The 25,317-nt window shown below is 38.5% G+C and carries 17 protein-coding genes and 1 pseudogene; 9 read left to right on the top strand and 9 right to left on the bottom strand.

Annotated features, from left to right (window positions below; translation table 11 throughout):
* Positions 1-7: 7 nt before the first annotated feature.
* The 5 genes from RM545_RS00320 to RM545_RS00300 all read left to right on the top strand — a co-directional run bounded on the left by RM545_RS00320 (position 8) and on the right by RM545_RS00300 (position 7,817).
* Positions 8-838: a hypothetical protein gene (locus RM545_RS00320; protein WP_311493271.1), complete on the top strand. Its 831-nt coding sequence runs from the start codon at positions 8-10 to the stop codon at positions 836-838.
* 1 nt (position 839) lies between these two features.
* Positions 840-2,273, top strand: coding sequence for a glycosyltransferase family 2 protein (locus RM545_RS00315; protein WP_311493270.1), 1,434 nt, complete (start codon positions 840-842; stop codon positions 2,271-2,273).
* 266 nt (positions 2,274-2,539) lie between these two features.
* Complete coding sequence (gene fucP / locus RM545_RS00310; protein WP_311493269.1) at positions 2,540-3,856, top strand: L-fucose:H+ symporter permease; 1,317 nt, start codon at positions 2,540-2,542, stop codon at positions 3,854-3,856.
* Positions 3,857-4,128: 272 nt separating this feature from the next.
* The gene (locus tag RM545_RS00305) at positions 4,129-5,706 is read left to right on the top strand and encodes an NADP-dependent glyceraldehyde-3-phosphate dehydrogenase (RefSeq protein ID WP_311493268.1); all 1,578 of its coding nucleotides are present in this window, start codon (positions 4,129-4,131) and stop codon (positions 5,704-5,706) included.
* 1,073 nt (positions 5,707-6,779) lie between these two features.
* Positions 6,780-7,817: a helix-turn-helix domain-containing protein gene (locus RM545_RS00300; protein ID WP_311493267.1), complete on the top strand. Its 1,038-nt coding sequence runs from the start codon at positions 6,780-6,782 to the stop codon at positions 7,815-7,817.
* A 6-nt stretch (positions 7,818-7,823) separates the two neighbouring features.
* On the opposite strand, the gene RM545_RS00295 is transcribed toward RM545_RS00300, so the two are convergent.
* From RM545_RS00295 to RM545_RS00285, 3 genes are all read right to left on the bottom strand, one after another.
* A complete protein-coding gene (locus tag RM545_RS00295; protein ID WP_311493266.1) occupies positions 7,824-8,564 on the bottom strand; it encodes a TrkA C-terminal domain-containing protein in 741 nt (246 codons plus the stop codon).
* An 88-nt stretch (positions 8,565-8,652) separates the two neighbouring features.
* The gene (locus tag RM545_RS00290) at positions 8,653-9,114 is read right to left on the bottom strand and encodes a hemerythrin domain-containing protein (RefSeq protein WP_311493265.1); all 462 of its coding nucleotides are present in this window, start codon (positions 9,112-9,114) and stop codon (positions 8,653-8,655) included.
* Positions 9,115-9,180: 66 nt separating this feature from the next.
* Complete coding sequence (locus tag RM545_RS00285) at positions 9,181-9,528, bottom strand: SCO family protein (protein ID WP_311493264.1); 348 nt, start codon at positions 9,526-9,528, stop codon at positions 9,181-9,183.
* 104 nt (positions 9,529-9,632) lie between these two features.
* Between RM545_RS00285 and RM545_RS00280 the strand changes: the two are divergent.
* The 3 genes and pseudogenes from RM545_RS00280 to RM545_RS00270 form a co-directional block, all read left to right on the top strand.
* Positions 9,633-9,764, top strand: a pseudogene (locus RM545_RS00280) (helix-turn-helix domain-containing protein); the annotation flags it as partial.
* Between the two features lie 149 nt (positions 9,765-9,913).
* Positions 9,914-10,687, top strand: coding sequence for a sterol desaturase family protein (locus tag RM545_RS00275; RefSeq protein WP_311493263.1), 774 nt, complete (start codon positions 9,914-9,916; stop codon positions 10,685-10,687).
* A 380-nt stretch (positions 10,688-11,067) separates the two neighbouring features.
* The gene (locus RM545_RS00270) at positions 11,068-11,940 is read left to right on the top strand and encodes a manganese catalase family protein (protein WP_311493262.1); all 873 of its coding nucleotides are present in this window, start codon (positions 11,068-11,070) and stop codon (positions 11,938-11,940) included.
* Between the two features lie 96 nt (positions 11,941-12,036).
* Here RM545_RS00270 and RM545_RS00265 read toward each other — a convergent pair whose 3' ends face one another.
* The 6 genes from RM545_RS00265 to RM545_RS00240 form a co-directional block, all read right to left on the bottom strand.
* On the bottom strand, positions 12,037-13,053 hold the full coding sequence (locus RM545_RS00265; protein WP_311493261.1) for a hypothetical protein: 1,017 nt from the start codon (positions 13,051-13,053) through the stop codon (positions 12,037-12,039).
* Between the two features lie 115 nt (positions 13,054-13,168).
* Complete coding sequence (locus tag RM545_RS00260; RefSeq protein WP_311493260.1) at positions 13,169-13,978, bottom strand: SDR family NAD(P)-dependent oxidoreductase; 810 nt, start codon at positions 13,976-13,978, stop codon at positions 13,169-13,171.
* 652 nt (positions 13,979-14,630) lie between these two features.
* Complete coding sequence (locus tag RM545_RS00255) at positions 14,631-18,050, bottom strand: PAS domain-containing protein (RefSeq protein WP_311493259.1); 3,420 nt, start codon at positions 18,048-18,050, stop codon at positions 14,631-14,633.
* Positions 18,051-18,282: 232 nt separating this feature from the next.
* The gene (locus tag RM545_RS00250; RefSeq protein WP_311493258.1) at positions 18,283-20,259 is read right to left on the bottom strand and encodes a glycoside hydrolase; all 1,977 of its coding nucleotides are present in this window, start codon (positions 20,257-20,259) and stop codon (positions 18,283-18,285) included.
* The gene (locus RM545_RS00245) at positions 20,237-21,226 is read right to left on the bottom strand and encodes a glycosyl hydrolase (protein ID WP_311493257.1); all 990 of its coding nucleotides are present in this window, start codon (positions 21,224-21,226) and stop codon (positions 20,237-20,239) included. The genes RM545_RS00250 and RM545_RS00245 overlap by 23 nt, the downstream gene beginning before the upstream one ends.
* Before the next feature lie 9 nt (positions 21,227-21,235).
* Complete coding sequence (locus RM545_RS00240) at positions 21,236-23,734, bottom strand: glycoside hydrolase family 9 protein (protein ID WP_311493256.1); 2,499 nt, start codon at positions 23,732-23,734, stop codon at positions 21,236-21,238.
* A 140-nt stretch (positions 23,735-23,874) separates the two neighbouring features.
* On the opposite strand from RM545_RS00240, the gene RM545_RS00235 reads away from it, so the two are divergent.
* Positions 23,875-25,224 carry an AGE family epimerase/isomerase gene (locus tag RM545_RS00235; RefSeq protein WP_311493255.1) on the top strand — a complete coding sequence of 450 codons (1,350 nt, stop codon included), beginning with the start codon at positions 23,875-23,877 and terminating at the stop codon, positions 25,222-25,224.
* The last annotated feature ends 93 nt before the right edge of the window (positions 25,225-25,317 follow it).

The following is a 25,317-nucleotide window of genomic DNA, read 5'->3' as shown; positions in this document are numbered from 1 at the left end:
AATTTAGTTGATCGCTTTATCTCCCCAATATCAGTTCAATTACTATCAATTGGAGACTGTTATCTATTGGGCGATAATTGTTATTTTCGGCATTGCACTTTTTTTTCTGGGACTTACCTTAAGCAAGAAGCTTAGACGGATAAAAGAATTAAAGTGCAGACAGGCACTTCAAAAAAGGATAGACAGCTTATTGTTCGAAATGTTGTTTACAGATATACCTGTAGAGGAGGTAGTAAATTCTCCTGAATTTCAAAAAAATCTTCAGTCTGTACTTTTTCAGCGGGTTACCATAAAAGCCATTATTGGTCTGCATCACAACTACAGCGGAAACTACAGTAAGAAACTGGAACAATTTTATGCCGAATCAGGACTTGCCAGTTACTCCCTTAAAAAATTAAATTCCTCTCAGTGGCCGCATGTAGTGGAAGGAATACGCGATCTGTCGAGCCTGAATTATCAAAAAGCCTATCCCAGGATAGTTTCACTGCAAAACCATAAAAGTACCTTTGTACAAACAGAAGTCCTGTTGGGAATGATAAAATTGAAGGGGATCGCTGAAATTTTAAAATTCAGGAATAAGAGTTTATATTTAAATGACTGGGTACAGAGCAACATACTTTTTTCGGTAAAGAAACACCGAATTAGCGCTCCAGACGATCTTTCAGATTTACTGGAAAGCAAAAATAACTCAATTGTACTTTTGGCTATCAGGCTGATGAATTACTATAAAAAGGCAGAACATTATGATGCTCTATTGGTATTTTATCAGCAAACGAAAAACCTTCAGCTAAAGAAAGAAATTGCACTGGTACTAGAAAAAACCGAATACATAAATTAACATGACAGGAATAGCATCTATTGATTTATTTATTACTGTATTCAATTATCTAATACTAATATTTGCAGTTCTCGTGATGTCGTCATACATCATTTTGGCAATAATTTCCTCGGTTTCTTTAAAGGAATACCTTCGGGAAAACCGTTTTGTCAATTATAATGCGTTGCTGTCATTGGAAAGTGCACCACGGGTTTCTTTAATTGCCCCGGCCTATAATGAAGGAAAGACCATTGAAGAAAATGTAAAGTCTCTGCTGGCCATTAACTATAATAACTTTGACGTGATTGTGGTTAACGACGGTAGTAAGGACGATTCTATTCCTGTGCTAATTAAAGCTTTCGACCTGGTAAAATCATCTAGAGAGTACCATCCCCAGATTTCCACAAAGGAAGTTAAGAATATTTACACTTCTACCAATTCCGCTTTTTCGAAGCTTATTGTAGTCGATAAAATGAACGGAGGAAAGGCTGATGCTCTAAACGTAGGAATGAACGTTTCTAAAAACCCTTACCTGGTTTGTATAGATGTAGATTGTATTATGGATAAAGATGTGCTGCTGAAGTTGGCTAAACCTTATCTCGAACAATCTGATAAAAGGGTCATTGCCACCGGCGGGGTGGTGAGAATAGCCAATTCCTGTGTTATAAGATCTGGAAAACTAGTAGAAGTAAAGGCTCCCGATAATTTCCTGGCCAGGGTACAGGTAATTGAATATTTGCGCGCATTTATACTGGGAAGAATGGCCTGGAGTAAGCTCGACGGACTTTTAATTATTAGTGGCGCCTTTGGAATGTTCGATCGTGAAATTGCTATGAAGAGCGGTGGTTATGATACAAATACTGTAGGAGAGGATATGGAACTTATAGTCAGGATGCGTCGGTATATGATTGATCACAAGCAGCCTTATGCCGTACAATATATTCCCGACCCTCTTTGCTGGACAGAAGCGCCAGAATCTTATAAAATCCTGGGAAAACAGCGTAGCAGATGGATGCGTGGAACTATTGAAACTCTTTGGACTCACAGGAAGATGATGTTTAATCCGAAGTATAAAACTCTGGGACTCCTGAGTTACCCTTACTGGCTGTTTTTTGAATACTACGCCCCGCTAATTGAATTTACAGGATTGGTAATCACTATAATTCTAGCAGCGTTGGGAATTATAAGCTGGACCTTTTTCTTTCTGTTCATTTTGCTGGTGTATTCTTTTGCAGTGTTATTTTCTATGATAGCACTATATTCTGAAGAAGCTACTTTTAAGCGCTATGAAACTTTGGCTGATTTGAGAAAATTGGTCGCAGTAGCATTTCTGGAACCAATAATTTTTCATCCTTTTACTGTATATGCCGCTCTAAAAGGAAACTGGGAAAAAATAAGCGGAAATAAAGGCTGGGGAGATATGACCCGAACCGGGTTTGATAAAAGACCGCAATAAAATTGTCTGAATAGCACATATCTGCTTTACACAAAAAAATCTGCTGCCCGAATTGTCAATTTTCGGCAACTATTATACAACGTATACAAAAGAGCTGCTGAAAAATGCTTTTTCCGGGGGATGGTTGGATAAACCCTTAAAGGGAACCACTTCTTCTTACAAAAGATTTTCTATAAAATTTAGTCTCTCTCCAGAGTATAAAACTCGTAAGAAAACTCAGGTTTATTTGTATATTTTGAACTTATTTCAAAATATTATTTATTTTAATGAATACTTCCTCAAAGATACCTGTTGTTCCAAATAAATTTCTTCTGCCATTTATTCTCATCACTTCTCTCTTTGCGCTCTGGGGTTTTGCAAATGCAGTAACGGACCCCATGGTGCAGGCTTTTAAAAAAGTTTTGGAGTTAAGTAATTCTCAGGCGGCATGGGTGCAAATGGCGTTTTATGGCGGATATTTCTGTATGGCACTTCCGGCAGCGCTCTTTGTGAGGAAATATTCTTATAAAACCGGTGTTCTAATTGGCTTGGGATTATATGCTGCAGGGGCACTTTTATTTTATCCAGCGGCCACATCAGAACAATTCTGGTTCTTTTGCCTTGGTTTATATGTTTTGACCTTTGGTCTCGCTTTCCTGGAAACCACCGCAAATCCTTATATACTTTCCATGGGACCGGCGAAAACTGCAACGCAACGGCTAAATCTGGCGCAGGCTTTTAATCCAGTAGGATTGTTGGCCGGATTACTGGTTGCCAAGTTTTTTATTCTGGATAAGTTACGATCAGATGATATTGCGAATTATTCTCAGTTAGAGGAGGTACAGAAAACGATTATAAGAACAACAGATTTAATGATTATCCGCGATCCTTATGTTGGACTGGGTCTTGTGGTACTTATAGTCTTTATTCTTATTGTCGTGAACAAGATGCCACAAGCGAAAGAGGATGGAGGTATTCCGCCATTATCCGAAACCTTTTCGGCCTTAGCCGGGAACGAGCGTTTCTATTTCGGGGTATTCACGCAAATTATGTATGTTGGCGCACAAATTATGTGCTGGACCTACATCTATCAATACGCCGAATCTATAAATATCTCCAGTAGTGTGGCAGCCAATTATCAGTTGTCTGCATTTGTGCTTTTTACAACGGGACGTGCCATAGGGACTTATCTGTTAAAATTTATGAACCCGGGGAAACTTCTGGGGATTTTTGCTGTTTTGGGTGTGCTGAGTTGTACAACAGTGATTTTCGTTGAAGGAACAATTGGTCTTTACAGCCTTGTAGCTACTTCTTTATTTATGTCTGTTATGTTCCCCACCATTTATGGTATAGCACTGGAAGGTTTAAAAGAGGAAGAATCTAAAATAGGAGCTGCGGGATTGGTAATGGCTATTGTGGGTGGCGCATTAATGCCGAAATTGCAGGGAATGATCATAGACCTTGGAGGTGCTGCTGTAGACGACTATGATATTCTAGGTGTTTCTGAAGTCAACTTTTCCTTTATTTTACCTGTGCTGTGTTTTGCTGTAATTATGATCTATGGTTTTTGGTCCTCAAGGCAGAAGATTGATATTCAGGATTAAACCGTTATAATCTTCATTAAGAAAAAATAAAACTGAAGTCTCCTGGGAAATTTTTAAGACGCTTAAAGCACTGTTCCGGGATTTTCTATCTTAATACACTTTTCAAAAATTTTGAATTAGCGCGTCCATCTTAAAGATGTAATTATTAGGACAATTTAAAAGGAGATGTATGATTTCGATTATTTTTTTTGTAGTATGAGCAATATAGTATCTCTTGCACTGATATTATTAACAGAAATTCTATAATTTTATTTCAAACCAATCATCGAATTATGAGTAATTCAAATTATTCTCAAATTAGCGAACTTTTACATCAGGAAACCTATTTAGGTAACGGAGAGCTGAAAACCTGGAATGGTAAAAAAGATGAAGTGCATTCCACTATTTCTTCAACTTCTGAATATAGTAAAACTTTATTGGGCACTGTACCACATATGGATGAAGCCACGGCTTTGGAAGTTCTGGATCATGCATGTAAGGCTTTCGACAAAGGCAAAGGAACCTGGCCGACAGCGAAGGTTTCATTCAGGATTAAGTGTATGGAAAAGTTTGTGGAGCAGATGAAAACCAAACGCGAGGAAGTGGTGAAACTGCTTATGTGGGAGATTGGAAAGTCTTTACCAGATTCAGAAAAAGAATTTGACCGTACTGTAGAATATATTTACGACACCATAGAAGATTATAAACAGCTGGACCGCAATAGCGCTAAATTTTCCAAGCGGGATAACGTAAATGCGCATATTCGCCGTGGTCCATTAGGAGTTGTGTTATGTCTTGGACCATATAATTATCCCCTTAACGAAACTTTTGCTTTACTCATTCCCGCAGTGATTATGGGCAATACGGTGATTTTTAAACCCGCCAAGCATGGGGTACTGCTTTTATCCCCGTTATTGGAAGCGTTTAGAAACAGTTTTCCTCCGGGAGTGGTGAACGTGATTTACGGCAGGGGAAGAGAAGTGGCTGCGCCAATTATGAAAGATGGTAGGATTGATGTTCTGGCGTTAATAGGAAACAGCAAATCTGCTATCGCCTTACAGGATCAGCATCCGCATAAAAACAGGCTGAGACTCGTTCTGGGTCTTGAAGCAAAAAATCCTGCAATTATTCTTCCCGATGCAGACCTGGATTTGGCTATTGCGGAATGTATCTCGGGAACTTTATCCTTTAATGGACAGCGTTGTACTGCACTTAAGATTATTCATGTTCATGAAGATATTCGAGAAGAATTTAATAAACGTTTTGCTCAAAAAGTAGACGAACTTAAATTCGGAAATCCGTGGGAAGAAAAAGTACAGCTTACTCCGCTACCAGAACCCGATAAACCACAATATATCCAGGAGTTAATTACAGATGCCAAAGAAAAAGGTGCCGAAATCCTCAATGCTAAAGGTGGACAGGTTTCTGAAAATTATATTTTTCCGGCGGTTCTTTATCCGGTGTCCAAGGATATGCGGGTGTATCAGGAAGAACAATTTGGACCTGTAATTCCAATAAAACCGTTTAATTCTATTGAAGAATTACTGGACGAAATTGCCGACTCAAATTACGGCCAGCAGGTAAGTTTGTTTGGAAAGGATATTGAGCAGATTGCTCCGCTTATTGATACGTTGGTAAACCTTGTTTGCAGGGTGAATTTAAATAGTTCCTGCCAGAGAGGACCAGATGTTTTTCCATTTACAGGAAGAAAAGATTCTGCTGTAGGGACGTTGAGCGTCCATGATGCGCTAAGATCGTTCTCCATACGAACATTTGTTGCTTCCAAGGACAATCCTTATAACAACGATATCCTACAGAAATTGCTGGCGAGTAAAGAATCTAATTTTGTAAATACCGACTATATTCTGTAACTCTAAAATTTCTTCAGTAATTTTTAGCTGAAGAAATTATATCATAAATTATTTAATACCGGAAACTGAAGGGCGATAATTGCCATTTTCAGCTTCCGGTTTTTTTTGCTGAAAAAGAAACACTGAAGATTTCAGTTTTTGTTGGTTTTCTTCTGAAAATATTAGGGGTGCTTACTGGTGCGAAGATCCTGATACAGTTGCTCACTGCTATTCCGTATTTTGCTGATTTGTCTTTTTTGTATACCGATTTTGTAATTGGGTATTTGCACTGGGTCTTCCTTTGGCGCTGTAAGCATCGCGATATTCGCCTATTTTCAGCATTTTAAGCTAAGGAAGCTCCCAAAACCTATATTTTCGCTCTATTTCACCGGTTTTGTGCTTTCAAAAGCCTTAATTTTCTATAAAGGAGCTTTGATGTGGCTTGGATTGCCTTTTTTAAGGAATATTTCTCGCTTTTGGTGCTTGTAAGTTCTTTAATATTAGTTTCAGTAGGAATATTGACATTAAAAAATATGCGTTCCTGAGATGACAGGTTTAAAATGGCAATTTTCGGCCTGCAGCAGATAGTTCTGTTTAGTGTTTTCTGTAGAAGGACTTCAGGAATTGTTACAGCTTTCTCTTTTTTCTAAATCCTTATAGGCGGAAAGGTCATTAACCGGGAAAAAAGGGAGCCGACGATTCGGTAGAGAACTAAAAGGAGTTCTTGCTGGCCTTGTTCCTTCTTTAACATTAATCATTTTCATTACTAAGGAATAAGCCACTATTAATACTACGAGTATTTCAAGAGCACCAACTAGATAAATATATGTCAATCTGTTCTCTTTATTTTTGGTTTTGGACCAAATTGTTATCGGCGCAAAGTTGAACTATTATTCCTGTCTCGTTTGCCGTTTTTGGACATATTTATCATAGAAATAACACGATTTTAGCTTTATATAAGTATTATTTTTTCATCTTAGATTAAGACTCTTGGCCCGTCTTTGACATTAGATAAGCTGAATTAAAAATAGAAATAGATTAGATATTTAAATGAAAGAGTTGAATCTAATAAAATTAAAAATTAAAAATACAAGATGGGAATTTCTGTAACTGCTTTACCCGTAGAGGATATTATTAAAGATCTTTCGCAACAATGGGAGATACCAATAAATAACGACAGTGGAGAATTAACTATTAAAGTGCCGGAAGTACTTGGAGAAGGTTTTATTCAAGGGACAAGTTTTGATTCCGGAATCGGGGTTATTGAATATGACTGTACTTTTTTTAACGATTATGAAATTACATTTATAAAGAAAGAAACTCACCCCCTTAAGTTTATTTTTTGTTCAGAAGGAGAGGCAGATCATGGCTTTAATGAAGATAATGACAGGCATACTATAGAGACCTATCAAAATGTAATAGTTTCGAGCAGTGGCGAAAACGGTCATCTTCTTAAATTTAAAGCTAATAAAAAAGTACATGTAACCAGCATAGAGATCATGCGAAGTATTTTCAATCGTCGGGGAAATCATCATTACAAAGGAATTCCGTCAGATTTAAAAACTTTATTTGAGGACTCTGTAGCAGAAAAAAAGTTTTTCTACCAGGGTCACTATAGCATGAGATCTGCAGATATTGTTGAGGAAATAAATCAAAAAGAACTCGATGGTTTTTTGAGGTCACTTTTTGTTGAGGCAAAGCTCTATGAGATGCTAACACTTCAAATCCGCCAATATAAAGATGATAACCAGGGAGGTAACCTTCCACAGATCCTTAGGAAATCTGATGTAGACAAAGTGGAAAGAGCCAGCAGGATAATTAATGATGGCCTAAATGAAAATTACTCTGTAGAGCATCTGGCGAAAGAAGTAGGGACCAACGTAAATAAACTTCAGGAAGGTTTTAAACATTTATATGGACTCACTGTAAATAAATATGTACAACAGGTAAAATTGGATGCCTCCAAGGAAATGCTGGCGACATCAGATCATAATATATCTGAAATTGTTACTGCAATAGGTCTTAATAACCGGAGTTATTTTTCTAAAATTTTTAAAGAAAGGTATGGCGTAAGTCCAAGGTATTTTCTGAAATTGTATAAGGACAAAGGGGAAGAGGATCTTAAAGATTAGAGTTTTTTATCTTTCTTCTTCTGATTTTGCTTTGCTGGTATCTTTGTGCTGCTGATTCCCTTCGTTTCCCTGCTGTCTTTTCTCCAGAGAGTTCAGAAGCGATCCATGCCCGTAGATAATTGCAATGTCACCTTCCTTAACTTCTGTTGTACCTGTCGGGGCTCCTGTAAATTCTCCATTAGCCCTTTTTATGCCTAGCACCAAAAGGCCTTCTTTGTCGAGTTCTAAATTATGAAGACATTTTCCTGTGATCCAGTGTGATTCTAAAGCTTTTATTTCTGTCACCCGGTAGTCTCCTTCTAAGTTTAAAAGGTTATAATAATCCCTTACATCCAGCTGGGTATATTTGTTTAGCGCTTTATTAATTAGAACCGACAAATTTTTGTCAACCCATTTACTTTGAGTCAGGAAAATAAGGAGGATTAAACCTGAGAACAGCACCAGTACTTCAAGAGAAAGAAAACCGGAACCTTCGAGTGAGATAAAACTGAAGATAGCTGAAGATACAGTAGTGATTATTCCGGCGTTTCCAAGAAAAATCAGGAGTGTTAAAATTTTTCTTCTAACAGGATGGTTTACGACCATTTCTGACTCTTTTGTCGTAAAGCCGACTCCCATAAAGGCAGAGCGAGCCTGGAATTTTGCCGTTTCTTTGGACATTCCCGTGTGAATCAGTGCTAACGTAGCTATACGCGTAGCCAGAATCGACAGGGAAATGATTATTAATAAAGAAATAATTGCTGTCACCTAAATTATTTTATAGTGAAGTAAGATAAAAAGAATTACATAAAGAAGCAGGATGGGACAGGGAAAGCGGTTTGAGAGACAACAGTTTTTATTTCACCCAGAATTCGTCTTCCCATTCTTCAGCGGTTTCACTTTCCTGGTGGATTTCTTCAATTTTTGCTAATTGTGCAGGAGTTGCAATTTCCTGTATTTCCTGAAATAAAACACGCTCTTCAAATCTTATGTGGCTTTGAAGTTCCTCTTCAATTGCCTGCAAAGCAGACTTTATTTCTACTTCTTCGTTAAATAGATCTTTCAGCCTTCGGTGTTCTGTAATTGCTTTTTTTACCAGATCATTTTCCTCGCCAAGAATTGGAAAGATGTGTTGTTCTTCAGCATCAAAATGAGGAATCAGGTGATGTTGCCAGAACCAGTCGGTGTAATTTTTTATCCGTTCAAGATCAATATTTTTTTTAAAACCTTCTCTTAGTTTCCAGGAAAGTAATAATCCGTAATGGTGTTGCCGGCTAAGAGGTATTAAGGCTTTATGGCGTTTAAGTGGCTTTTTCATGGTTTCTTTTACTGGTTGATAAAATAGGTAATGCTGTCGTGAAATTCAACACAAATTACCTAAACCTTAGTTGGAAATTTCCAGATTAATTGCTGCCACTGTTTCTTCATTATCTACGCCCAGTCCTTCCTGCTGGTGAACCATAACCCCATTTTTGTCGAAGACGCTTAAAATGTTGGAATGTGAGAAATCTATGGTTGATATTTGCTTATAGCTCACAGCAAGCACAGCAGCAAATTCCCCGTTGTCTCCGGGAGTTCCTCTTAGGAACATCCATTGGTTGTCTTGCATAAAGTTTTCTTTGGAGAATTGCTTTAATCGCTGAGGTGTGTCTGTTTCAGGATCTATGCTTACCATTATAAATTTTACATTTTCGAGATTTTTTTCAGCTACTCGTTTTTTAATATTCCTCATATCTGCAACCACTCTGGTTCAGGCAGCCTTGCAGGATGTATAGATCATCACCATAACAAGAACTTTTCACTGTAGATCCTTCAGTTCAATCTGTTCGTTGTTTCAAAGTGGACCTTACCAGGCAACAAATAGCAGATCTAACCGGTCTTAGGGTTGAAACCGTGATAAGGGCAACAAAATCCCTTCAGAAGAAAGGGGAATTGAAAATTTTACAGCGAAAAGTCTATAGACAATAGGTTAAGAAGGCTTTATACGGATCGGTACGCCACTATAACTGATATACCTGTTTCTGCTTAAAAAAATGTTATAATTTCTGTCTAAAAACCTTTACCTGAATTTTTCTGCTATATTGAATAATCAAGATTTTTAAGTACATCAATAAGTAATGATCGACGTAAATGAACCATCGGGATTCCTGATATGTCTTCTAATCCTGTTTTGTGCAGTTTTGCTAAGGTATTTGCTGGCTGCAGGATTTTTCTATTACTACTATTTTGTGTGGAACTCGGGCAGGTTTCAGAAAAGAGTTTTAAGTCGCAGAAAGTTAAGAAGAGATCAGCTAAAGAAGGAAATTGGCTGGAGTGTCATTTCTTCGGCGATATTTGCCATTTTTGGGGCATGGACGTATTGGCTTTGGCAGAACGGATATACAGCCATCTATCTAGATCCTGCTGAATTTGGATATTGGTACCTTCCGGTGGGTCTTCTGGTGATTTTGTTTATTCACGAAACCTATTATTACTGGGTACACAGGTGGATGCATCATCCTAGAATATTTAAAAAAGTACACAAAGTTCATCATGACAGCCTTACACCAACTCCGTGGACTGCTTTTTCTTTTCATCCATGGGAATCTTTCCTGGAGGCTTTAATTTTACCTGCAATTCTTCTTCTAATTCCTGTTCATTTTGCTGTCCTGGGAGTATACCTGTTGTTAATGACCTTAAGTAGTGTTATAAATCATCTGGATATTGAAATTTATCCTGAATCTTTTCAGAATAGCAAATTCGGAAAGCTTTTTATTGGAGCAACCCATCATCATTATCATCATGAAGAATTTCAGACAAATTATGGACTCTATTTTACTTTTTGGGATAAATGGATGAAGACTGAAAGTTCCAAAATGAGAATTTCAGAAGAAAAGCGGAAATTAGAGTAGGGGATATTCTTGAACCTCCTCTTTAATGCAGACAGACATATCTTATTCATATTGGGTTTAATAAGAGCCGACCTTGATTTTGCCAATTTTCACTTTTTTATTTTTGCTCCAGGCTTGCAGATTTGATGTGTAATCTGTCACTTCCGGGCATCTTCATGAATCCTGGATTTTTTTCTTATACAGCTCTGCTATAATAAAAAGCAGAGCACATATCAGCTTTTTATTGTTTTAGTAACAATTGTTTGGGATGTGATTAACGCCAGATGCGTACTGCTTTTTCTAATTTAGAAATAGTGTAAAAAACGGGTAACCCGATAATCAGTGGATTACGAAATTTTTACAATAAATTTTTTTATTAACCATTCTAAATTTATTTAAACATGTTTTATCACGACGGAAAATTACAGTACGATGTAAAAGTCGACAAACCTAATCCACAATTTGCAAAGATGTTGCAGCAGGCAATCGGCGGCATAGAAGGAGAAATGAAGGTATGCCTGCAATATCTTTTCCAGGCCTGGGGAGCCAGAGGACCTGAAAAATACAGAGATATGCTTCTGGAAACAGGTACAGAGGAAATAGCTCATATTGAATTGCTGGCAACAGCAGTGGCACTAAATCTTGAGGGGGCGACCAACGATTTAAAGGATGAAGCTGCAAAAGATCCATTTATGGAGCAAATTATGGGCGGAGCAAGTGCCAGGCACATACTTTCCAGTGGAATGGCTGCAATGGCAGTAGATAGTAATGGAGTTCCATTTAATGGCTCCTGGGTGGTAGGTACAGGAAACCTTGCTGCCGATATGTACGCCAATGTAATGGCAGAATCTGCAGGTAGAGTTCTCGCCACAAGATTATGGAAATCAACTGACGATAAGGGAATGAAAGATATGCTGTCCTTCTTAATTGCGCGAGATACGATGCACCAGAATCAGTGGCTCGCGGTGCTGGAGGAACTAGGTGGGCCGGAAGGAGTGCACCCAATCCCGAATAGCTTTCCTCAGGAAAAGGAAAATCAAAACTTCAACTACAATTTCCTTTCCACCCATATAAATGGTGATTCCAAAGCACATGGTAGATGGAGTGAAGGCAAATCCATAGACGGAAAAGGTAGCTTTTCTTTTGAAAAAGCAACTCCCCAGGGACGTAAACCAGATTTAGGAGCTGCGCATCCTGCAGGGTTTGCCCAAAAGGAACAAATGATGGAAAACGATTCTTTTATAAAATCTGCATTTAAGAAAATAAAGGAATGATCTGATGTTCAGGAATTATAGACTAGAATTCAGTCTAAAACTAAAAATGCCCGAATTTTTTTCGGGCATTTTTAGTTCTTTATATTTAAAAGGGATCTAAAACTTCCTGTTTATCTCTCTTTTTTCTATTACATCTTCCCAGGCCCAGCCATCTTCTTTAACAGATCCCGCTAAATATTTTCTTCGGATCCCGGATTCCTCAAGGATTTCTTTATGTTTTTTATCTGAAGTTAATTCAGAAAAATTAAGATCATCTGAATAGTTGAATGGTGGAGCATCATCTGTAGGTTGAACGTAAGAGGAGCTTAAAATGTCCAGGTAAGAATTTAAAGATTTCTTCAGGATTTTCCAGTTGTAAGCTTTGTCAGATTTATCAATCTCATAGACTTCCTGAATAGTTACAACTTCATCTAAAATAGCCATACATAGCGGTGCTGAATACTTTAATTCGTTACTGTGGAAATAGCGGATAACCGGATAGGCAAGATGCCTTTCGCTATGTTCAAGGATCATTGTGTGCAAACTCTGGAATTGATCATGTAGAATAGAAAAATCTTTGCCGTTCCAGCAGTTTCTAATTAATTCCTCGGGCGTACGTCCCAATTGCCATATATAGGCAGATAAAGTCCGCTTTTTAATAACCGCATCTAAAACGGGAATAATATAAGAAATAGAAAGTGTGACAAGAAAGGTTCCATGCAGGGACATGACGTTGGACAGAATTCGCCAAGCATCACCTCCGGATTTTAAATCTCCGTTTCCTAAAGAGCTTAGGGTGTAACCTACAAAATAAATCTTACCAACCCAATTAGAAGGTAATAAAGTAGCAGTGTCGACTACAGAAGATGCACTGGAAAGGTATATTAGACTGTATCCCATCCATATCAGGCCTATCCAGATTACGAAAAGGCTTATAACAATAAAAAAACCGGCGTGGGAAAGGATAGGGGAGTGGCCATTCCTTTTGCTTAAAGCAAAAATGGTTTTCCATATTCCCTTTGCAGCAAAGTTTGAAATAAAACCTCCTCCGCTCATCCGGAGGATGGTGCTAAGCATGTCAATAGTAACAAGAGTTATAACTATTACACCGATAACTATTAACAAAGTACTCATCTTAAATTTATAGCTAATCAATGGAAAGCATGATCTTAGCTTTTTTTAAAGCTTTCTAACGATCATGCTTCACCAGAGACTATTTTATTCAAAGGCATCCAATTGCAAAATTGGCTTACTCTTCATGGGTTTCGTAAAACTTTTTCTGTATTTTAGACTGAAGACTTTTAGGTATTATCCGGCGGGTAAAAGTCATTACTTTATTTGAAGCTCCGGGAATGTGTGTACGTTCACCTTTCATCAAAGCATCATAACCTTCTTCAGCTACTTTTTCAGGAGATTCCATTAACTTGTCTTTATGCGCCACTACATTTGTATTTTCCATGTCACCCCTGGAGAAGAAATTAGTGTCTGTTGGTCCGGGGCATAAACAGGTAACAGTCACAGCGCTATCCATGTCTTCCAGTTCTGTAGCCAAAGCTTCAGAGAAAGAAACTACAAATGCTTTTGTGGCATGATATACGGCAAGCAGCGGCCCCGGCTGGAATCCGGCAACAGAACCTAAATTGAGTATCCGACCTTCATCTCTTTCCACCATTTCCTTCGCATAGAGTTTGGTGAGTTGCGTAAGTGCCAGGACATTTAGATGAATTAATTCTGAGTCTTTCTCTTTAGGAATATCGACAAATTTTCCCCGTTGTCCCATTCCGGCATCATTAACTAAAATATTTACTGTACGTTTTGTTTGCTTTACTTCGTTATAAACTTCTATTGCAGCCCCATCGCTGGCAAGATCTTTTTGAATAGTGAATACTTCAATATTGTGCTTTTTCTGAAGTTCTTCTGTAACTTCTTTTAATTTATCCTCGTTACGGGCTACTGCTATAACATCATAACCATTGCTTGCGAATTTGTTGGCAAGTGCTCTGCCTATACCGCTTGTTGCGCCGGTAATTAATACTGTTTGTTTCTCGTTTTTCTCCATAACATCCTTTTTTAAGATAAAAATTAAATTCCATTTAAGGTAGTCAGGTCCCGGCTATCTCTGTTTTAAGAATATCATAAAAGATGTTTTCTTCTTCATAAAGTTGACTTATATGAACCAAATTTTTCTAAATAAGTCTGATCTTATACATAGATTGCCATTTTCCGCTACTAATTCTGAAGAAAATTTTTGAATTCTAAGTTTTTATGCAAGATCATCTGAAATTTCAAGTGATACTTATAAATGGCAATTATCGAACTTTAGTTAAAAATGAAGTGTGGTAAAATTTAAATTAAAAATGAAGATATTTTGAAAAATCCGAAGGCTTCAAATGGCAAAATTGAGCAGTTGTCTTCAGGGTAGTCTATTTGTTTATTAAAATAGGCAATAATTTTTTAGAAAAAAAATTTCTTACTAAAAAATGCCCAGATTTACCTCAAAAAGGAAAAAATTTCTGTTTTTTACTCTTCAGAAGAAATTATTTCAGAAAAATATTTAGCAAAATTGAACGAAAATAAAAATATGAAGCTCAATTTCAAGTTGTCAGAAAAAGAGACCTGTTCCAAATGGCAGTTTTCGGCCTATAGTACCGGTGCTCTTTTTTGAGAATTAAAAGCAGAGACAATTAAGATTTTAGGTTCACCTCTTTTTTCTAATTAGGTTCTCCAACTTGTCTTAGCTCGATTTCTTCCTGAATATTCTCTGTTTCCAAATATTCTGACTTTTTTACTACATTTTTTACAACCTCATCCAGCTCTTTAGCAGAACACATTAAGTAATTGAGAATTTCTTCCTGATCCTTTTTACCTTTAGCTTCAGGGAGTAGTTCCACAAGGCTCAGAATTCTGCTTAACGGCGCTCTTACTTTATGGGATTGAATCCAGGTGATATCTTTTAAAAGCTTATTTTGAAGTTGTATTTCCTGAATCATTTCTTTGGAACGGGTAATATCTCTTGCAGCACCAACAATACGTACAGCTTCTTTTTCTTTATTTCGCACAATAAAAGCTTTGTCTGATACGTGGGCCAGCTCTCCATTAGCCTTAATAAAGCGGTAATGCATCGCCCATTTTTTCTTGCTTTTGCTGTTGACGGCTTTTAAAAGTGATTTTTTGACTTTCTTTCGATCGTCGGGATGGATATTATTAAACCAAAAATTTTGAGAAGAAGTAGATTCAGAATTTTTGTACCCAAAAACTTTGCAAAAGCTTTTTCCCCGCACGGTTTTATCAGCTTTCAGGTCCCAGTCCCATATCATTTCCTCTGTGGCCTTCATCGCCTTCTTAAATCTTCCGTTACTTATATGTATCTGAAGTTCCTTTTCTTTCTTTTCATTAATATCCTGAATAATACCCTCCAGTCTTAGAGGTTTATTCTGATCATCTGTTACTAATTTTACTCGCTGCAGGACCCACTTTATTTGTCCTTTAGAAGTAATAATGCGATGTTCGAAATCCTGAAAGTGGTTCTTGTGTATATTTTTTTTCAGAAAATGCCTGTCATCAGGATGGAAGATATTTTTGACATTCTCCAGGTTTGGAATGAAATTCCCCGGTGTAAGTTCTAAGATTTTATATACTTCAGAAGACCATTGAAATTCATTACACCTAATTGGCCGGCTCCAATATCCCAATTTTGCAATTTCCTGGGCGTATTTTAATTTCTGCGTACTCTCCAGCAGCTGGACGGCCGAACGTTTGGAAGAAGTTATATCTTTACCCACAGCATAAACAAGTCCTTCACCTGGAACAGGGGATGTCGTCCAGGAAATCCAGACGGTGCTGCCATTCTTGTGGTAATACTTGGCTTCAAAAGAGGTTGTTGCTCCTCCTTGGAGTTTAACTAGTTCATTTTTTGCAGCTTCTATATGTTCAGGGTGAAGAATTTCGGCATAGGGAATATTGTAAATTTCTTCTTCAGTATACCCAAGGCATTTTGAAAATGCAGGATTAATTCTTTTAAAAAAGCCATCCATCCCTACAATGCAAAGCATTTCATTGGAGAGGCTAAAAAAGCTGTTCAATTCTTCTTCCTTCTTTCTATTTAGAATAGCCAGTCCTATTTCTTCATTTATGGCCTCAAGTATCTCCCTGAACTTCTGTGTCTCTTCCTGGTTCTTCTGACTAAAAAAGGAGAAAACACCAATTATTTCTTCTTTACTTTTTAAAGGGATTCCGTAGGCTCTGGTGAATCTTTTATTGTCTCTGACTAAAAAATTAAGCTCATTTTTATCCCAGGATTGAAGTGTTTTCTTTCTCCATATTTCTCCGGGAAGACCTTCTCCTTTTTGAAAAACTATAACTTTTTTGTGGATATTAACAAATTGTTCTCCAACAGGAGTAGTTGTTTTTTGGCATACCAGGTTAAGGTGTTTATTATCCCTAGAGGTAAGCCATAGCTCCGCAAGGTCTACGTCAAAGTAATAGATTAGACGTTCCATCATTTTGCCAAGCCCTTTCTTAAAGCTTGCGGAATTATGAATGTCTTTTTGAATTCCTGAAATGAGATTTTTCCTTTCAGCACGGTTCTTTTCCTTACTAATATCCTGAAGTGCGCCTACAATCCTTTTTGCTTTTCCGTTTTTATTTCTTAAAATAGTGGCCCGGTTAATTACAGCGGCTAGGGAACCATCTGCTCTGTAATGGCGGTAATTTGCTTTCCAGTCCTCTTCTTCCGGGTTTTCCAAAGCTTGTTGCAGGCTTTTAACCACAGCCTCTACATCTTCGGGATGAATGGGTCTGTATAATTTTGGCTTTTGGAGATCTAAGAAAGTATGGGTAGCATTGAATCCGAAAATTTTCTTGTAACCTTCTCCCCAATGGATTTCTTTTTTAGAAATGTTGTAATCCCACAAAGCATCATTAGTGGCTTTATTGGCGAGGCGATAACGTTCATTGGCTTTTTGCAGTTCTTTTTTGTGCAAAAACTCGGTAGTTATATCCTTGGAATTAACCACTATGCCGAGTACGGCAGGATCGTCCTGTAAGTCTGTAGCCATTGACTGTAACCACCGGAAATTTCCTTCTCTATTTCGGAAGCGGAATGGTGGCGTTTTTACCTGTTTCTGATGTTTAAGCTCTGCAAATTTACCCTCTACTATTCCGACATCATCGGGATGTATAAAGTCAAATACACTTTTTCCCAGATACTCTGCTGCAGTATACCCGAGTAATCTTTCTGCACTGGCACTGGCGAAAGTAATTGTGGCATTTTCATTTAAAATTGCAATTATATCTGAAGCCTCCTGAACGAGAGCTTCAAATCTTCTGTTATAATTATCGATTTCTCTCTGTTGGAAAAGTTTTTCGGTAATGTCGGTAAGTACGCCATCGATAAACAAAAGCTTTCCTTCAGAAGAAAGAATACCCGAGCCGCGATCCTGGATCCATGTAATTTTACCATCGGCCGTGATAATCCTGTATTCTGCAAAGTACGGTTTTTTATTTTTTACCTGATCAAAGGCGCTATAGGTAAGGTGCAAATCATCTGGGTGAATAATACTGGCAAAATCTCTTTTTTCGTTATTAATAAAATCTGATGCGGGATATCCGGTAATAGCTTCTACCTCAGAACTAAGGTATTTCATTGTCCACTGTTCATCGGGTAAACAACGGTAAGCAATACCGGGAGAGTGGTTTATTATGAGTTGAAAATCTTTTTGAACAGCTTCTTCTGTTTGTATTTTCTTATCTGATTTCTCAACAGTCTGAAGAATATAAGTTACAGTTCCATTATCGTCCAATATGGGCTGATGAGTAAGTTTTAAAAATATAGATACTGAAGCATTTTTTTCTTCTGAAGCCAGACAGGTTAAAATGTTCTCTGATTTTGATTCCTGAACTTGTCTTAGTGATTTTAAAATATCTTGTTGATGTTCTGCCTTAACAAAACTAAAATCTTTAGCATATGAAGCACAGTTTATCTCATTCTCACCTGTGGCGATGTATTTTTTTCTAGCATCAAGTTGGGAATATTTTTCATTCGACAGATGAATGGATAAATTTTCGGGATCAATTACAGCAGATGCAATAGGAAACAGTCCGAAGACAGTCTTCAATTCTTTTAAAGTCATATAAGTTCAGGTCGTTTTAGGGATACGATCCTATTTTCTAACTATATTTTTAAGTCAGGTGTTTTAGCAAATAATTAACAAAGTATAAAAATTCCGCGAGATGGCAATCGATTGCTTTATTAAAGTATGTTTAATGGCTATTAGTTTATGAATCAGGTGAGTGGTGTAAATAAAGTAAAATAAAAAAAGCAGCATCACAAGTGAGCTGCTTTCTCATTATCAGTAATTTAGCTTAAGATTGGGAAAAGAGAGAAACATAACTTGCCCCCTCAAGTTTAAAATTTACTTCTCCATTTTTAACTTCTACCGTCTTTGTCTTTTTGTAGGAATTTTCTTTATTGGTGAGATAAACGTCCAGATTCTTTACACTGTTTGGTAAGCCGGTTAGCTTAACGTCTCTTGTAGCTCCTTTATTTACCAAATGGATGGCATAGGAGCCTTTGCTTTTGTCACCAAATGCGGCTGCCGTAACTGCTTCCTTATCTTTATTAATTGGAATAGCAAAAAGTCCCTTTGGAGTGGAACCTAACTGTTCAAGATTATAGAAACGTTGAGTTGGATAGAGTTCATCCTCATCATTTCCAAAAATTCCGCCTCCGGAAAGCGGAGAATAATCTGCAGTAAGCTGCCATTGTAAAATAGTTAAAGGTGTGGCAGTTCTAAGGATTTTAAGGTAAACATCAATTTCGTCCAAAGCATAGGTGGGTTCTTCAAAAATTTGCGGATAGCGCCATGCTCCCGCGTCTATACTTCCCTCACCCACAAAAAGTGGTGCATTTACACGATTCGAAATATCTGCCCACTTTATAAGGTTTTCCCTCGTCCATCCTCTCCAGGAGTGGAAAGAGACTCCTCCAATAAAGGGTATGGCCTCAGGATCTGTAGAGGCAAGGGTAGTGAAATCCCAACCATTGGCATCTGCAGTGTCCCCCAACAGGAATTTAGTCTGAAGACCTTCAGAACGGAATTTTTTTCCCAGCTCCTTGATCAGTTCATTATGTTCTTCTGCAGTTTGTCTTACGTCTATTCCCAAATCAGATTCGTTAAAAGAGAACATGACTGTTTTTACTCCATATTCTTCTTTAAGAAATTTTATATAGGAGGTAAGGGAGTTGTAGATCTTTTCTTCCTTGGTGAGATCCAACGAGTTACCCATGCTGCCATCCGGATGTTTACCTTTAAAAGGTTCTCCAATAATAGCCCAGTTGGGTGCAAACCACGCGGCAAGAATTACAGGAATACCTTTTTTGTCCAGGCGTTGCGCCATTTCCATAGCTGCCTTTACTTTTGGATGGAGATTGCCTTTCCTGGCCTCTTCCAAAGGATCTTCATTTTCGTTTTGATGCCATTCCCTCCATGGCATTTCCACACGGGACCAGGAAACCCGTAGGTTTTCAAGGCTATAGTCAATTACCTGAGGATCTGTTTTGGGGTTCTGAAGCCTGAAATTCCCTCCAATTCCGTCAAATTTATCTCCTTCCTGGTCGGGATATACTTTTAGGTTTAGTGGTGAGGTATCGATCTCCCCGGTTGCTTTAATGGTAAAGGTATTTGCATAGGTCTTACCGGCTTCTACCTGACCGGAAGCCAGAACAAAATTTAACCTGATCTCCGGGTTTAAAGAATCTTCAGTTTTAATATTAACTTCAGTAGTTTCGGCAAAATTGATTTCGATTTTCCTTGTTGGCGACTCTACAATAATACCTTTTGCAGGTGCTTTGTATCCTGCATCAGAAAAGTTGGAACGGATATCACGGAGACCAATTTTATCAGGAGAAATAAGTCTGAATTCTGTTTCTGTTCCAAATTCTTCGAGAAGATCTACTGTAAAATATGCACCTTTTATTAAAGTATCTGTGGGAGAACTGAAGCTAACTTCCACTTCGGCTTCGCCTTTTCCTGTAGATTCTATATAGTTGGTCCATTTTATATCCCGCATTTCGTAGGAGAATCGCTTTTCCTGTCCATCTCTTTTAAAATCTATGGTTTGTCCTTCTTTTCGGGTGCGCCAGGTGCGGTCGTTTTTATTAACTATGGCCAGGCTGGTACTAAATTCCATTAACTGGTTGTCCACCCGTATTCCTGTCATGTTTCCCCAAGTGGTAAATTCGGCCTGCGCACTGGTTTGTTTTGATACCAGCAGCATGGTAAAAAGGATCATTGCCGGTAAAATGTTTCTGATAAGGCTAGTCGTCAATCTCAACTTCATCTTGTGTAATTGTTTTGGGATAATTATAAATTTCTTTTACTCTTTCAGGCGAATTTGCCGTTTCTAACCAATTAGACCAAACCATAAACCAGGACCATTTTGGCTGTTGCTCCAAAATGGCAATTTTCGGCAATTGTCCTACCTCTCCTAGGGCAATAGGTTTACCTTCAGCTAAATCCAGCAATTTCTGGTAATCTTTCTGTTCGTAATCGAAGTGGTAGACATCTGTAGCAAGAATATCCACATATTCATGACCGGGATAAAACTCATTATAGGGGAAAGCTTCATCCTCCGGAATATCCCTCGGTCCATTGGCATTCCAAACCCAGATAAGATTGTTTAATTGATGATGATTGACCATGCGATCGTACAACATCTTCCAAAGTTCTTTAAAACCCTTTTCGCCTTTTTTATCTCCCCACCAGAACCATACACCATTCATTTCATGATAAGGTCTCCAGAGAACAGGAATGTTTTCTTCCTGCAGTTCTTTTAAAGATTCTGCAACCACGTCTACCTGGTCCTGCCAACGCTTATTTAACGGAGTTCCGGGAGTAACAAGTTGCTCCCAGTCTTCATCAGAGAGGTCTGCCTGCACACTGGTACTCCAGTCAAAAGGTGGATTATCTGTAGGCCTGCCAACGTGCCACATAAGGGTAATAATTGCACCTTCTTCATGTTTTTTCTTAGCCGCTTCTACAATCCTTTCACCCGGGTCATCTTCCCGGTTCCAATAGAAATCTGTTCCCCAAACAGCGGGATACTTACCTGAAATTTCTTCAGCTAAATTATAATAGCTTTCCGGCTCTTCATTGTAGCTGTGCTGTCCCGAAAGTACTCTATCCCCAAGGGAATAGATGTAGTCCAACAACTGTTTGGCTTCTTTGGTAGCATTTTTATTTACCGGTGTTTGTGAAAAACAATTTCCAGCGATGAGAAGTGCCAATATTAAGATGGATCTTTTCATTTTTTGTTTTTATTCTTGATTAAGAAGTTTATCTGCAGCGATTATCAGGAACAAATAATCTGTGGTTCCACCTCCCAATACGTATTCTGTTTGTTGCCAAAGGAAAGGCCACTCCAAAAGTTCAGGAAAGTCAGGACGTATTAGCGCCGTACCAGATCCTATCCCACCCGGGGTGAAAGAGAAATCTCCGCGGTTAATTCCGTAAGCCTGTGTTAAAGATCTTGAACCTACTCCCGAAGCAAATGAAGAGGTATTAACCCCCGGATGAACTCCCAGCACAAAATTCATGGCGTGTAGCATATAATCTTCTGGAAAAATATCAGGAAAACCGGTATGTAAGAAATATTGCCTTACTCCAAAACTTTGAATACCCCAGCCTGCTCCCCAGATATCGGGTTCATACGGCAAACCGTAAGGTGTTTTTCTCTCTCTTTCCTGTACTACATTTAAATACTCCTTAACAGCATCACGTACTTCTTTTTTAAATCTCTTATTATCTATTTGAGGGAGTGCGCGTCCTACAATCCATCCGGTCCTTTCTATATTCTCAGTAATAAGTTGCCTGTTTTCAACTATAAAATCGGCATATTTCTGATCTCCGGTGGTTTGTAGTAATTCTACAGCCAGTTCAATCTTGTTTAGCGGATTGTCGGTTTCAGTAATGTTCCAAACCTCTTCTGCAATTTCCCGGCTGTCCTGTGCAAGTTCAGGATTATAATCCTTAAGAGCTCGGGCAGTTGCAGCTAAACCTGCCGCTGCGCCAAGTTCCCTTCTCGGGTTATCTTCTGTGAAAACCCAACGGTCATCCTGGTCTCCCGGGCGTCCCCAGTCAACATTTTCTGTTGCATCTTCCTGGCCGAAAGCTTCGTCAAACGGTTCGCCGTCTGAATGGTTTACAGGATCTCCAAGCAAAATGTACTGGTCCAGGGATGGAACAATTATTCCTCTATAGAAACGACCAAGTGCTTTATAACCTCCTACTACAGATAATGCACCATGTTCAATTTGCTGTAGAATATCAGCTTTCCCGTCGGGTTTAAGAATATCTACAGTTTTAGTGTCCTGATCTATACTTGTGTTGTCGTATTCTATATTGAAAAGTTCATAAATATGCGATAAACCCTGAATGGTAGAAGCCTGGGATTCTACGCGCAAATCGAAGTCACCTGCATCGTGCCAGCCTCCAAGATTAAGACCCGGTACAAATTCACCTGGCTCATAATCTGTTAGGGTTTCACTTCCCTGGATGTAACCGTCAAAATGGTTATGATCTGTAGGGGCCATACGGGCATCGTCCAGGTGGCACCGGCCGTGCCAGATTTTATAGCGATCGTTTACAAGCATATGGCACATCTGTACAGGAAGAAAATACTCCAAAGTAGGCTGCCATACATTTCGTTTGTAAACGCTTTCTGAAATTTTAAACGGTTCTGTCGTGTAATCACCGTATTTTACCTGGTACATTCCCGGCTCTTCAACATCAGTAAAATCTAACTGGTAATAGTTATACCTTAAGAAATTACCCCATTCTGAAGGGTTTTCCGATTTAACGGCAGTAGTTCCTCCATTTTCATTAATACGAAGTAATTGAGCTTGTTGTACATTTTTGTCATTTTTATCGGTTTCGATCACTGCCACTTTTTGCTGGGCAGGATGATAACCTACCTGAGAAACCTGTACTACAGGACTATATGTAAAATCTTCTACCGCATTTGGTGTAACTAACCATTCTATGGCATTATCTGTCACACCTGCAGGTACAAGTGATCTCACAATAAACCAACCGTTGCTGTGTATTGCACGACCATCCAGTAGTTGCAGTTCATTGTCTTTTAAGTTTTCAATTTTAAGTGTTTGCTTTTCATCTTCAGGAACAATAACGAGCTCGTTGCCTGTAGCCATTGGTTCCAGCTCAAACTCTCCATCTTCATTGTAAAATCCCGGTCCGTTTGCCTGAAGGTTAAATATTCCGAATTCATCATTCATATAATATGATTTTCCGAAGAGGATACCCGGAAATAATTCGATATTCATGCCTACTTTGCCCACCCATTCTTCAGGCAGAGGTTGCTCCAGGTCTACGACAATCCTGAATGATTTTCCTTCAGGGATAATTCTCAGGTCGTATTCCATATTAAGATCCGGATATTCAATAGGATTAAAGCCCTTTCTGTTTTTGGAAGGATCGGGATAGCTCATATGTACACTAATCTGGTTTTCCTCCCTATCTACCTGCCTCTCTCCAACTTTGGGCACCGGTTGCCATTGCCCGGGGGTGGGCTCCAGCCTTAGGTCGCCGTTTGTAGCAACTCTAATCCCGTTTTGGATAATACCAACACCACCCTGGTGGCTTTCCGGATAAAAATCGTGCGCCAGCATAACGTTTGCGCCGCGCATTTCAAGATATTCCTGGTCATTAATGGTAAAAACCTGGGAAGAGTCACTTACTTGTTGAGCATAAGTGCTTAAAAAACAAAGAAAAATAAAGCTTTGTAAAACTGTTTTCATATTTCTAAAAATTTAGTGAATAAAACTATGGTAATGGCTAATGGAATGCTTAATACTTTTTTATCATTTTCGTATAGGAAATGATCAGAGGCATAAATAATGTCCTTATTATCCTATCTTTATTCTGAAAAATGAAATATATGAAATTTACGGCTTTTTTTGTTGTGGCGCTACTATCAATTTCAACTTGTGCCGCTCAGGAACAGGAAAAAAAAATAAATGATGAGCGCCTGATTAAAGGACTACGTTATGCGGCAAAAGAACAGCTTCTTGAAAAGTGGTACCCTTTAACTCTGGACAGGGAAGATGGTGGGTACTACAGTGAGATCACCCATAATTTTAAAGTGGGGGAGGAGCATAATAAAATGATTGTAACGCAGGCCCGTCATGTATGGACAAATGCCAGAGCTTCGGAAATTTTTTTAGAAAAAGAAAGATACCTGGAATATGCCAGGCATGGTTTTGAGTTTCTAAGGGATGTAATGTGGGATGCCGAAAATGGCGGTTTTCATCAATTGGTTACCAAGACCGGAGAACCTATTTTACAACAAGGGCAGGAGAAAACGGCTTACGGTAATTCTTTCGCAATTTATGGACTCGCAGCTTATTACAGAGCTTCAGGTAATGAAGAAGCTTTAGAATTGGCAAAAAGGGCGTTTCACTGGCTGGAGGAACATAGCCACGATCCTGAATATAAGGGATATTACCAGTCTTTGAACCTAAATGGTACACCAATTAAGCGTACACCTGATTTTCCGTCGACTTCAGATGTTGGTTATAAAGATCAAAACAGTTCTATTCATTTACTTGAAGCTTTTACCGAATTGTACCAGGTTTGGCCGGACGAATTACTGGCAGAACGCGTGGAGGAAATGCTGGTGCTCATTCGGGACACCATCACCACAGAAAAAGGATATATGAACCTGTTTTTTGAACCCGACTGGACGCCGGTGAGTTTCAGAAACAAGTCCAGGGAAGAAATTCAGCAGCATTATTACCTGGATCACGTTTCTTTTGGGCATGATGTTGAAACTGCTTATTTAATGCTGGAAGCTACCCACGCCCTGGGGCTGGATGAAGAATTAACACTTCGGAAAGGGAAAAAGATGGTAGATCACGCCCTAAGTACAGGTTGGGATAATGAAATTGGTGGTTTTTATGATGGTGGTTATTATTTTGAAGATGCTACAGAATTGGAAATTGTTAATGATGAAAAGAACTGGTGGTCGCAGGCTGAAGGTTTAAATACTTTATTAATTATGGAACACTATTTTCCAGAAGATGCTGTAGACTACAGAAAGTACTTTGATAAATTATGGGTCTACACTCAGCTTTTCTTTATGGATGAGCTTTATGGCGGCTGGTATGAGTGGGGGCTGGATGCTCAACCCGAAGTATGGGATGATTCTAAGGGGCATATCTGGAAAGCCGCGTACCATAACTTTAGGGCACTTACCAATTGCTTTTTAAAATTAGAAGAGGAGGAATAAAAAGAAAGGCGGTTCAAAAATGACCATTATCGTACCCTTAGTGCCGATAATTGTCTTTTTTGAACCGCCTCTTAAATAGTAATACCTGTGGGT

It is taken from the genome of Autumnicola lenta, assembly GCF_031846515.1.
In the GTDB taxonomy this organism is placed as follows: Bacteria; Bacteroidota; Bacteroidia; order Flavobacteriales; family Flavobacteriaceae; genus Autumnicola; species Autumnicola lenta.
This window is presented reverse-complemented; position numbering and strand designations above follow the sequence as displayed.